This is a genomic window from Runella aurantiaca (assembly GCF_003339505.1).
Lineage (GTDB): Bacteria > Bacteroidota > Bacteroidia > Cytophagales > Spirosomataceae > Runella > Runella aurantiaca.
In genome coordinates this window covers 137,260-149,901 of record NZ_QPIW01000006.1, presented here as the reverse complement: position 1 = coordinate 149,901, position 12,642 = coordinate 137,260, and the positions used below count along the sequence as shown (strand labels likewise).

The 12,642-nt window shown below is 48.2% G+C and carries 8 protein-coding genes; all 8 read right to left on the bottom strand.

Annotated features, from left to right (window positions below; translation table 11 throughout):
- Positions 1-54: 54 nt before the first annotated feature.
- The 8 genes from DVG78_RS09945 to DVG78_RS09910 all read right to left on the bottom strand — a co-directional run bounded on the left by DVG78_RS09945 (position 55) and on the right by DVG78_RS09910 (position 12,356).
- Positions 55-1,434: a hypothetical protein gene (locus DVG78_RS09945; RefSeq protein ID WP_114460933.1), complete on the bottom strand. Its 1,380-nt coding sequence runs from the start codon at positions 1,432-1,434 to the stop codon at positions 55-57.
- Positions 1,435-1,466: 32 nt separating this feature from the next.
- Positions 1,467-2,255, bottom strand: a complete 789-nt coding sequence (locus DVG78_RS09940) for a nucleotidyltransferase domain-containing protein (RefSeq protein WP_114460932.1) — start codon at positions 2,253-2,255, stop codon at positions 1,467-1,469.
- Positions 2,256-2,388: 133 nt separating this feature from the next.
- Positions 2,389-5,910, bottom strand: coding sequence for a nitrate reductase (locus tag DVG78_RS09935; RefSeq protein WP_114460931.1), 3,522 nt, complete (start codon positions 5,908-5,910; stop codon positions 2,389-2,391).
- Positions 5,911-5,941: 31 nt separating this feature from the next.
- Positions 5,942-7,246: an MFS transporter gene (locus DVG78_RS09930; RefSeq protein WP_114460930.1), complete on the bottom strand. Its 1,305-nt coding sequence runs from the start codon at positions 7,244-7,246 to the stop codon at positions 5,942-5,944.
- A gap of 453 nt (positions 7,247-7,699) precedes the next feature.
- Positions 7,700-8,557, bottom strand: coding sequence for an ABC transporter ATP-binding protein (locus tag DVG78_RS09925; protein WP_114460929.1), 858 nt, complete (start codon positions 8,555-8,557; stop codon positions 7,700-7,702).
- A 97-nt stretch (positions 8,558-8,654) separates the two neighbouring features.
- Entirely contained in the window at positions 8,655-9,437 is a 783-nt protein-coding gene (ntrB, locus tag DVG78_RS09920) for a nitrate ABC transporter permease (RefSeq protein ID WP_114460928.1), read from the bottom strand.
- Between the two features lie 41 nt (positions 9,438-9,478).
- Positions 9,479-10,684 (bottom strand): CmpA/NrtA family ABC transporter substrate-binding protein, encoded by a 1,206-nt coding sequence (locus DVG78_RS09915; protein WP_114460927.1) that lies wholly within the window; start codon positions 10,682-10,684, stop codon positions 9,479-9,481.
- A gap of 127 nt (positions 10,685-10,811) precedes the next feature.
- The gene (locus DVG78_RS09910) at positions 10,812-12,356 is read right to left on the bottom strand and encodes an alginate export family protein (protein ID WP_199563224.1); all 1,545 of its coding nucleotides are present in this window, start codon (positions 12,354-12,356) and stop codon (positions 10,812-10,814) included.
- Positions 12,357-12,642 lie beyond the last annotated feature (286 nt).

Genomic DNA, 12,642 nt, shown 5'->3' with positions numbered 1-12,642 from the left:
CGGTACGCCGCTGAGATTCTCAAAGCCTGAGCAAGAGAAGGCACAGCTCGCACATTACGTGATGATCTCCCACGTCACTTCCATGAAATCACTCGCGGGGGCATTACACGTAGAACATACGTACAGAGCAGGCAAAGGTGAGGCAACGTCGGCCACGGTGAGGCAATGTTTGCACCGCATCACTTTTTCGGTTATCACGGGTTTGAGGGTGGCCGTTGTTCGCATAATCCCTGCTTTTTTTTCGGTGGATAACTGCTCGTAATATTTTTGGGTCAAACGCCTCAACACTTCGGGGAGATTTTTGCGCGCTACATCGGCCGCAAAGGTTTCCCATTCCGTATTCCCGATAAAGAAATCTGGAGAATGGACAATGCGAAAGCGCTGATAATCGGCCGAAAGCGGCTCAATGACAATTGTGGAGGTGGTGTCGGCATTCCGTTGTCCGATGCTGAAACTCAAACTTGAGGTACGAATCCGGGTGCGCTCAAAGGCATCGACGAGTTCGGTTTTGAGGCGTAGTGCGGCGGCATCGGCATCAGGCAGCTGCCAGTTGAGTTCAAGCGACGAATAATGCGTGTGAATGCCCCAAAGACCCAATAATTTCTCCCATTGATAAATCGTTTCTTTCGGAATATCGCGAACAATAAACGTTTTGAAAGGAGTAGGGTAGAGACGGCCGATTTTGGTGTCTTTGCAAAGCTGACAGAGGGCGTCAAGAAACGACGCTTCAAACTCATTGTCGCGCTGATAAAGCCCAATCCAGTAGCGTTCGTCATAACGATAAATGCCCTCGTGGTGCGGATATGGCTTGGGCGTAAGTTTTAATTCTTTCTGAATACGGCGCGTTCGTCCCGAAAATCGGGCCGTAACGGTTTGAAATAATGCATCAAAACTATCAATAGGCTCGGGAACATTTAAGGCATTTTCGATGGCGCGGACCCAGTCGGGGATTTGTTCGCCGTCAACCAATTCTGGCCATACCTGTAAGGTGCCCAAAGCGGGTAAATTGACTGCTAAATACCAAAAAGAAGGGGTAGGAGAAGCTACAAAATTGAGTTCCCCCGTCAAAGGACGAATCAGCTCCTGCGTTGGGTCAATGAGGTTAAGTTTGAGAGTAGGTAGAAAGTCAAACGAATCCAAAATATCTAGATAATCACCTGAGCGTAACCACGATAATTTAGGAAAAATGTTCTGCGCCACCACCGACGAAACAATGTTGGGGTGAGTGGGAACAGCTTCTTCTACCTGAAATCCCTGCAAACCAAGTTGCAGACGGAGTGCAGATAGTTGGGAATCAGTGCATGGAATCAACAGATCTTGCCGAAATCCTACTTCCATTTTGCTCAGTGCCCATTGCCGCGACAAAGCCGCCAATTGTTGAAGTTCGTCGGGAGTTACTACACCGCCGGGGGTTAAAATGCGTAGGTAAGCCATTGGTTTTGGATTATTTATTCGGACGCCTTGTGCTACATTTTTTCCACTTTCTGCAAATATACTTTGACTTCTTGAGCGGCATCTTCTTTTAGCATAATATTTGTGTCGAAAAGGTGCTTCCGTACATCTTCATAAAGTTGGATAGATTTCCACAGCGCCGCCACTAAATCGGTTTTGGTCATGGGGACTACCGTTTTGCGCAGTTCTGCAAAGTCCTCTAGAGTCAGTTTTGTTTCCACTTTTCGGACACCGCGCGGTTGATTGCCGTTTTTGATGTGTAATAAAGGCCCTAAAACCACCATTCGAATAAAGCCAAGAAAATCAAAGGCTTCAAACAATTCTCCTCGGCCAATCTTCAGCGTGGCATAATGTATCCAAACCCAGAATCGGTCTTCAATCCATTGATAATCAGGGTAAGGCCATACTGCTGGCGTTTTTAGGATGATATTGGTCAGTTGATGATTGCGCTCCCATACGACCACGGGATTTTCTACGCGATGATGAAATTCATCTAGCGTCAAAAATTTGATGTCTACGTGCAGAAGCGGATTGCTGTATAAACAAATTAGTAACCGCGTCTCGCCCACATGCTCTCCCGTGAAGGCGGAAAGAACCGTCCCGAGTTGATTGGCTACGGCTTTCATTTGCTCAGGGTTATCAGAAATTTTGGTGGTAGAAACCAACACAAGGTCTAAATCTGAAAACGAATCTGTTTCATGGGTAATCCAAGAACCAGCAATCGCAAGGCCGAGCATATCTGTTGATTCCTGTAAAACCGCAATGGCGTTGTTAATAAATGATTGAAAAATAGTGTGTTGCATAGTTGCGTTCGTTTTGGGCAATTATTGCAAAACCTTTTTCAAAAATTGAAAGTTCTCACTATACAATATTTATTTTTTATACTCTTACTTCCAATTTTGAACCTCCTACCTCCTCGCTTCTGACCTCTCACTTCTACCTCCTCGCTTCTGCCTTCTCACTTCTCCTTTCAAGCATTGCTTTCACCTCTGGTTTACAGCTCCCGCAGCCCGTTCCAGCCCCTGTTTGTTGACAAAGCGTCTGAAAATCGGTACAACCGCCCGCGATGGCGTCGCGCAGGTTGCCGTCGCCTACGTTGTTGCATGAACAGACCGTTTTTCCTTTGAGTGCAGGGGCAGATTTGCCGCTTCTGAGCAATTTGAGCCTTTTTTCTGAAAGTTCGGTTTGGTGCTGAATCAATGATTTGAATTCTGTAAATTCCGATTTATCTCCCAACAAAATGGCCCCGACGAGCTTATCGCCGTGAATGATACATTTTTTGTAATATCGTTTTTGTTTGTCCATAAACAGGACTTCTTCGTACTCGGCACCAGCCCCATTGGCGGGGATTTCGGTCATGCCCAACGAGCACAAATCCAAGCCTTCCATTTTTAGAATATTCATGGAAATGGTAGGCCGATAATAACTTTGAATATCGCCATTGAAATAGGCGCACAATGCTTCGGCCTGCTCCTCAGCGGCGGCCGTAATGCCAAACTGCTGTCCCTCAAATTCGGCTACCTCGCCGATGGCAAAAATGGCTGGGTCGGAGGTTTGGAGATAGGCATTCACTACCACTCCGCGTTGTACATCCAACCCTGCTTTACGGGCAATTTCGACGTTGGGCGTCGTGCCAATCGTTAGTACAACGGCATCACAGTCAATGACTTGGCCTGAGGTGAGGCGAACGCTACCGACTTGGTTATGTTGACCCGATAAGTATTTAACTTCGTCGTTGTAATAAATATCAATGCTCCGGTCTTTGAGTTCTTCGTGCAGAAGGGTACTCGCCGTGGCGTCCAATTGACGGTTCATTAAGCGTGAAGCCCGGTGAATGACGGTAGCCTGATGGCCCAGTTGGCGCAATGAAGCCGCCAATTCTAGGCCCAATAGACCGCCCCCCACGATGACGATGTGTTTTGCCTGACCAATGCCCAAATGACGCGTTAAACCGTCGGCATCTTGCCGCGTACGCATCGTAAAAACGCCATCTAAGGATACATCATAATCTTTGGGCGTGGCCGACCGACTGCCCGTGGCGATGATGAGGCGGTCGTAGGGATGGAGATTGCCTTTTGAATCAAGTACGGTTTTTTGAGTACGGTCAATGTGCTCAATGCTGAGGCCTTCGTACAGATGCACCAAGGCCCGCTCGTCGTCCTGCATTTTGAGCAATTTCTCCCAACGCATGGCGCCGCTGATATAGTCGGGCAGCATCACGCGGTTATAAAATGCAAACGGCTCTTTGCTGAATACGTGAATTTCGTCGGTAAGGTTGTGCTGGCGGTGAGCCGTTACGAATTTATACGCTGCCGCTCCCGCCCCCACGACGATGATACGCTCCCAGATTTTTTTGAATTTCTTTACTTCAACCGCCGCATATTTAAAGTCAGGTTCTTTGGAATAAGGGTCAACCAAATCGCTCGTAATGTTGTTGGCGCGGGCGGCTGTACTTTGAATTATTTTTCCCCAGTGCATGGGTAAAAACACCACTCCCTGCCGAATATCCTCCGTGATTCTGGCGGGTACTTGCACCTGTCCGCGTGGGTTTTGAATGGTGACAATGTCGCCTTCTTTGATGCCGCGTTCGTGGGCATCAGCGGGGTTTATTTCCAAAAAAGCCTTCGGAATGTGCTGATTCAGTTTATTAACCCGACCCGTTTTGGTCATCGTGTGCCACTGGTCGCGAATACGGCCCGTGGTCAACACCAATGGAAAATCATCGCTGAGCGGCTCGGATTGGTTGCCGTCGGGGATGGTTTTGATTTGCGCTTTGTGAGAAGGGGTATAAAATTGATGATCCGCAAACAGGCGCGGTGTGCCGTTGGATTCCATCGTTGGTACGGGCCATTGCAGGGTACCTTGGGTGCGTAGCCGCTGGTGTGAAAGTCCGCTGATATCTACGTTGGTTCCTTTGGTAAGGCGAACGTGCTCGTCGTAAATTTCTGACGCATTTCGGTAATTAAAGGCGTGACCAAAGCCCATTTTATGGGCAAATTTGACAATGATTTCGCTGTCGGGGAGGGCTTCTCCCACGGGTTCGTTGAATTGACTGAGGTACGAAACTCGTCGCTCTGAGTTGGTCATGGTTCCCGTTTTTTCGCCCCATGCGGCAGCGGGGAGAACTAAGTCGGCGTAAGCAACCGTATCTGAACGATTGGAAACATCCTGCACCACCACAAACTTGGCGGCCTTCAGGGCTTCTTCTATGAGGTGCGCGTTGGGTAGGCTCACCAGCGGATTAGTACACATGATCCAAATGGCTTTCATACGGCCATCTTTGAGCGCCTCAAACATCTCGGTAGCGGTCAATCCTGGTTTGGGGTTTAGCGCAGGAACTCCCCAAAAATCGGCTACTTCCTGCCGGTGAGCAGGGTCGGCTAAGTTGCGATGCGCGGGCAAGAGATTCGACAGCCCGCCTACTTCCCGGCCGCCCATGGCGTTGGGCTGACCAGTCAATGAAAATGGCCCTGAGCCTGCTTTTCCGATGTGCCCCGTAATCAAATGAAGATTGAGTAACGCCAGATTTTTGTTGACTCCAATCACACTTTGGTTGAAACCCATGGCCCACATGGAGATAAATCCCTTGGATTTTCCGATGTATTCCACGGCTTGGTGAATGTCGTGGAGGCTGATGCCGCATATTTTGGCCGCTTCGCGCATGTCACGCTCGCTGACCTGTAAGCGGTAGGTATCGAAGCCTTCTGTGTGGTTTTTGATAAAATGCTCGTCAATGTATCCTCTCGAAATCAGGCCTTTGGCGATGGCATTGAGCAACACCACGTCGGTTCCGGGCTTGATTTGCAGGTGAAGGTCGGCCATGCGAGCGGTATCCGTGCGGCGTGGGTCGACCACAATAAATTTCACCCGTGGGTTGGCAGCTTTGTGGGCCTCCATGCGTCGAAATACAATGGGGTGGTTCCACGCAGGATTGGAGCCGGCAATCAGAAAGCAATCCGCCAATTCGATGTCTTCGTAGCTGCATGGTACGGAGTCTTCGCCCAAGGCCATTTTGTACCCCACCACCGCCGACGACATGCAAAGACGCGAGTTGGTGTCGAGGTTATTTGAACCGATAAAACCTTTGATGAGCTTATTGACTACGTAATATTCTTCGGTTAAACACTGCCCGGAGGCGTAAAAGCCTACCGAATCGGGACCGTATTTTTCGATAAACGTTTTAAAAACCGCCGCTGCTCGCTCCAGTGCCGTGTCCCACGTAACCCGTTGCAGGGGGGCTTGACGATTGCGGCGCATTTGAGGATACAACAATCGGTCTGTGGTATCCATGACGGTATAGTGCAAATTTCGCCCTTTAGAACAAAGCATCCCTTTGCTCGATGGGTGGTCAGGGTCGCCTTCCACGGAAATATGTCCGTCGCGGGTTTTCTGAACCACTACCCCGCAGCCGACGCCGCAGTAGCAGCAAGTGGTTTTATGTGCCGTTGTTCCTTTCATAATAGGCTTACAATAAACAAGGTGGTTAGCGTTACGCCGTTTGTAGCTCAGTTTCGACCTGTTCAATGGTCACCGTTCTACCGAAATTAACTAAAAACAATAACAAGCCCACCACCGCGACGATACCGCCGATGTACATAAATGCTTGTCCGTAAGAAATGGACTGTGATTTGAACAAAAAGCCCATAAGCATCCCTCCCACGTTGCCACCAGCACCGACCACGCCCGATATTACCCCGACGGCTTTGGGGTTGATGAAGGGAACAATAGCATAAGTACCGCCGTTGGCCATTTTCAAAAACATCGCAAAGGTGAGCATCGAAACAATGGCCATGGTCAGATTTCCTGATTGTGCAAAAAGTAAAATTCCTAATCCTTCCAGCAATAACATCGAAGCCAGCAGGATGCCTTTGCCCCGCATACCGTATTTTTGACCTATTTTGTCGGCCACAATTCCGCCCACTGCGCGGGCAAAAATATTCATAAATCCAAACAGCATGGCCCAAAAACCAGCTTCGGTTTCTTCCATGTGGAAGTTGTCAAAGAAATAAAGTGCTGCCACGCCATCAAAGGTAATTTCCATGCCAAAACAGCAGGCATAGGCGATGGCCAAGGCCCAAACGCGTACGTCGGCGCAGGCTTGCCAAAACGGTACGCTTGATTTGGCAGCGGCGGTACGGTTGATTTCGTCGTAGTTGCCAGCGGGGGTATCTTTTGTGTATTTCCAGTAAATAAAGGCCATTACCAACATCATCAGCCCTGGAACAATCATGGCCAAACGCCACGCATCGGCTTTGACAAACCCAAATCCGATGATGGTTGCCATAATGAGTGGCATGGCCAACTGTGTGATGCCACCGCCAAGGTTACCCCAGCCACCAGCTACGGCATTGGCCGTTCCTTTGATGCTTGGGGCAAACATGGCCGAAGTATGAAACTGCGTGATGACAAACGACGCACCAATGACGCCGATGGCCAAACGAAAAAGTAAAAAGGAAGTGTAATCATGCGCCAAACCGATGAGCATTACGGGTAGTGAACCAATCAACAGCAAGGCTGTATAGGTTTTGCGCGGCCCCCAACTGTCGCAGAGCTTTCCGATGATGAGGCGGGCAAAAATAGTGGCTGATACCGCCGCAATGATGGTGTTTCCTACCTGAGGCTTGGTCAATCCCAAATCGGCCCGAATGGCGGGCATCAGTGGAGCTATGCCAAACCAACCAAAGAAACAGACGAAAAAAGTCATCCACGTAATGTGGAACGTACGCATTTGAACGCCGCTGAAACTGAATACGTTTAGCTGAGGAAGGGGTTGATTGTTAAGTGGTTGACCCATGACGCTTGCTTGTTTGAGTTTAAAACATAAAGCCGGCGTAAAGGCGTGAAGCGATGCAAAAGTAGAAAGCCGCCTACCACAATCCGTGACAAATGTTCACCCGTCTTTTCCTCCCAAAGAAAAGGCTTGTTACAGATCACTGACTGTGATTTGGACTTGGATACCTGCATCGGTTGAGCGCCGCCACGCTGCACCGATTTGGTATATCAAACGTACAAAATAAACGAGTATACTCAAAGTAGTTTATGAGTATTTTTCACTAAAATAACAAAGTTCTTCAAAATTTTATACTTAATTTTGCTCATAATGCAAAATTGATTTTCAAATTGGCTGGTTTTGAAACTAGTATTGCAGAAATTACTCAATTCTATAATTTATCAAAAAATGCAAAACCTGTCAGGTTTTGAAGTCCTGACAGGCTTTGCGCTGCTTCTGTTGTGGTGTACTGGCCGATTAATCGTCTTCAATCGAAAACTTATCGAACAATAAGCCCATTAGACGGTCGTGAATCTCCATGTAGGCGGGGTCATGTACAATATCCTTTTTGTTGCGGGGCCGTGGAAGTCGTACATCAACGATTTCTTTGATGGTGGCGGCGGGGCCGTTGTTCATGACCACCACGCGGTCGGAAAGAAAAATCGCTTCCTCGATGTCGTGCGTTACCATCACAATGGTTTTGTTGCGGTTGTCAAGGTTCCAGAGTTTGAGCAGTTCAATGTGCATGGAGCCTTTGGTCAACGCATCCAACGCCCCAAACGGCTCATCGAGCAGCAAAATACTCGGATTGATGGCAAATGCTCGGGCAATGGCTACGCGTTGTTTCATCCCGCCCGAAAGTTGACCCGGAAGCTTGTCTTTGTGCGGCCAAAGGTTGACCATTTTGAGGTTTTCTTCGGTGATTTCGCGTTTTTCAGCCGATGTTTTCCCCTTAAATACGGAATCAACGGCTTCGTAAATGTTTTGATAAACGCTGAGCCAAGGCAGCAAAGAGTAGTTTTGGAAAACAATACCACGGTCGGGACCAGGCCCTTTTACGACGTTACCATTGGCCATCACCGTGCCGTTAGTGGGCTGGGTCATCCCCGAAATCGTGCCCATAAGCGTGGATTTACCACAGCCAGAATGACCGATAAGTGCCACGATTTCACCTTTTTGAATGGTCAAATCAATGTCTTTGATGGCCGTAAACGTGCCTTTGGGGGTTTTGAACGCCACCGAAATGTCTTTTACTTCAATGGAAGCGGGGCGTGATTGGATTTTATGAAACTCACTCGCGGAGTCGACGGGAGCGGAGATAGGATGAATAGTCATGTTATGAGTAGTTAGTGAATAGTGGAGTGTGGTTGGTGACGGTACTTTTGAAATGTAATTTACTAAGCACCGGTCACTGACCACCAACTACCATTTATTAAGCAAATGCAAATCGTTTTTGAAGCCAATCAAAGCCTTTGTCGAGCAGTAATCCTACCGTGCCGATGATTAAGATGGCCGAGAGGATTTTCTCTAAGCTGAGCGCGTTCCAACTGTCCCACACAAAAAAGCCAATTCCGACGCCTCCAGAGAGCATTTCGCCCGCTACAATCACCATCCACGCCACGCCGATGCTTAGGCGTAACCCCGTGATAATGTGCGGTAAAGCAAACGGGATGATGACTTTGGTGATGTATTTCCAACGGGAAAAACCGTAGGCCTTCGCCACGTTTTTGTGGTCTTGCGGAATCGAGGCCACGCCAAAGGCGGTATTGATTAATGTAGGCCATACGCTGGTGACAAAAATGATAAAAATCGTTGCACCCTCGGCGGCTTTGAACGCCAACAATCCCAACGGAAACCACGCCAACGGCGATACTGGGCGCAAAATCTGGATAATCGGATTGATGAGTCGGAAGGCCGTTTTGCTGGATCCGATGAGCAACCCAAGGGGAATGGCTACGAGGCTGCCCAATCCAAAGCCGCTGAATACGCGGATAAGTGAACTGACCAATTGGTTTCCTATGCCTTTGTCGTTGGGACCGTAATCGTAGAAAGGAGTGGCGAGCATTTCATTAAAGACCGACCAAGTCATCAGAGGCGAGGGAATTTCGCTGTTGGTAAGGAGGGAAATGCCCCACCAAGCGCCGATTAAAATGATCGTACTTCCTATGCCAAACAGCAATGGGAGGTAGGTTTGTAGATTGAGTAATTTCTTCATTTTTGTAATTTTAATGATTGATATTCAATGAGATACCATGATTATTTCTTAGCGGAAGCCAGATACGCAGAGATGTTGCCTGGGTCAAACATCACATCATAAGTGGTTTTGAAAGCTTTCATGTCGTCGGTCATGACGGGGACTTTGGCTTCGCGGGCTACTTCGGCGTAGAGGTCGTCCAAGATGAGTTTTTCGGCAATACCCTTAAAATCGGGGTTGGATTTCAACATTCCGAACCGAACGTACTGCGCCAAAAACCACATTCCGTGAACTTTGCGGGGCGTGTTGACAAAACCTTTATTGTAAAAAGTCATGTAATCGTCTTTGTATTTCTGAACGCCCAATTCGCAACCTAAATCGTTGGAACCCAATAAACGGGCTTCTATGACGGGCAAAGCGGCGTTGACGTAATAAGGTTTGGAAAGCCAGCCAGCCGCTTTTTTGCGGTTGCTCATGTTGTCGAGCCACTGACAGGCTTCCAAAACGGCTTTCATGACATTTTTGAGGTTTTCGCGCTCTTTGGCGGCAAATTGCTTATTGACAACCAACGCTTTTTCGGGGTGGTGTTTCCAAATATCTTGACTGGCAATCTCCGTAAAGCCGATGTTTTGGGCCGCCGCCATTCCATTCCAAGGTTCGCCCACGCTGAATCCTTCCATGTTGTCTACGCGCATATTGGCAACCATTTGCGGCGGTGGAATCGTGATAATCCCCACTGATTTTTGGTTAATGCCTACTGCGGCCATCCAGTTGCGGAGCCAAATATCGTGCGTGCCGCCTGGAAAAGTCATGGCAAAAGTTACTTCTTTGCGGGCTTGTACTTGCTTGACGGCAGCGGCTACTTTGTTCATTTCTTTGAAACCGACCAGTCCGCAAAAATCTTTGGAGAGGGTGATGCCTTGGCCATTGTTGTTCAAAACCATCGCAATCTGCATTTCGGAGCCTGCTTTTCCGCCCAAGCCGGTGTAGACCGAGAAAGGCATCCCAAACAAGCAATGTGCGCCGTCGAGCTCGCCGTTGAGTATCTTGTCGCGAATGTTGGCCCAAGAGGCTTCTTTGGAAAGAACCACATCGACGCCGTATTTCTGAAATAGACCCAACTCTTTGGCGGCCACCAGCGGGGCGCAGTCGGTGAGGGGAATAAAGCCTAATTTTACTTGGGGCAACACGGCTTTGCGCATCGACATTCCAGCCAACAAAATAAGGGTAGCCAACGACGCGAGAACAATTTTATAGGTAGTTTTCATTGGATAAAGACATGGGAAGAGCAGTCGCTGGGCTATTGCCCGCGTGATTTGCTTTTGGTGAAATTGATTAAGTGATTTTTAAGACCTGCCAAGTTTCAAAAACTTGGCAGGGTCTGTCCTGCCGTAATTATTGTTTAATCGCTACGGGTTTGGTATAGAAGAAATCGGGCCGAATATTGAGCATCAAATAGGCCCAATTGGCACCGTGTTTGGCTTTGTCCATCGTGCCTAATTTCGCATATTCCAGGCTGTTGGAGCCTTTTAGGTAGCAATAGCCCAACTCTACGTTGGTGAACTTATTGAGGTTGTAGTTGAGGATAAAATCAAATTCGTTGCCCAACTGACGGCTGATTTTGCCACCTGCGGCGTCCAAGCCGTTTTTCATGTCATTGGCCAAGGCAAAATTGTGAATGTCGAAGGTAAAGTATAGGTTAGGATTAGCCACGTACTTTGTCTTGAAGAAAGCATTTCCTAAACCACCAGCAGGTGCGCCAGTACCCACGTAGAAATAATCCATGTAGCCCCAGTGCTTGTGCGGAGTGCCGTACAGAGGGTCAAATCGGTGGTCTTTGCCGTCGGGCGAAACGGTGTTGTTGCCCGAAAGGACTTCATAACCTGGCCCAAAGGAGAATTTGCCTTTCTGAATCGAAACATTGGCCCCGTAGTGGTAGGCGCTCAGGCTTTGGCCGTCGCGATTTTTGCCGCCCTGCTTGTAAGCAAACGCCTGCCAAGCAATTTTACCTAATTTTGAAGAAGCATTTCCAATCAATCCTGTGAGCATGGCTCCATAAGTAATGCGACTATTAACGCCCTCTACGTCGTACCGACGGCCATACACTACACCGTTGGCCGTGCTACCGAGGCTGTCTATACGGTACTTCTGAAAATCGTCTTTGAAGAAAAGCCCCGAGAATTTTGTTTGTCCAAACTTACGGCTTACGTAAAGCATTTGCATGGATTTGAACATTTGATTTTGGCCGTTGGTGCTGAGTGGAGACGCCAACACTGGTGCGCCACCTTTGCCTGAAGTCGGAATAAAATCGGCCGGAATACTCACAAAAGCGCCTTTAGAATTGGCGACCGTGGCGGGGACATTGCCAGCCGCGTAGAAAGTGCCCGCTCGACCAAAGGCGTCGGAGTTTTGGTTGAAGGCCGCGCCCAAGTCGATTTGCCAGCCGTTTTTCATGGCTTTGAGCAGGGCCATGTCAAATCGCCGCCCCTGTTGGAGCCAGTCCAAATTGCCGAGCAAACGTACATCATCATAGATTAATTCCTGACGTCCTATTTTAAGAGATAAGTTATCGAATGCCTTGAATTTGAGGGTTGTATCGGCGCTGTTGGCCAGAATCACTTCGGCCCAAGCTTCGTGCAGAAATAACTTTGAGCCGTCGGTGTTATTGATAGAAGCGGCATCTTGTCCCCAGACCCTTACATCACGAACGTTTACACCAAACGTTAGTCGATCCCATTTGTAGCCGAAAATGAGGCTGGTGCGTTGGGAAGTGAAGGCCGCAGGCTTTGCGCCCGCTTTGGGAAGGTTGCCTACTCCGTCTCTGAGTTCGGTCCGTGTTCGGAGTTGACCTTGCAACGAAAGTTGCGCATGAGTAGTTTTGCTTAACGCAAAGATTAAAAGAACCGCGCCAAAGCACTTGACGTGTAATGGTTTTTTCATAAATTTGTAATGTTTTAAGTTAATCCCTAATTTAAAACTGCTAATAGCCCCGTCAGAACCGCCATTCTGCGGGGTTTTTCTTTTTCCTTACCAACGAGCGTCCGCCAACGCTGCTGTAAGTTTACGTAAGAGCTACCGATGTTTATGAGGTGGGAATGAATGTATTTCTTTGAAAAGTACTATTTAAAAAAGAGGTGTTTCTGTAAAGGTAAATTCCTGTAAAAAACTTAATCAAAAAATATAGTTCTTTAAAAAAAGATTATTAGAAAAGTTTATACATTTACTT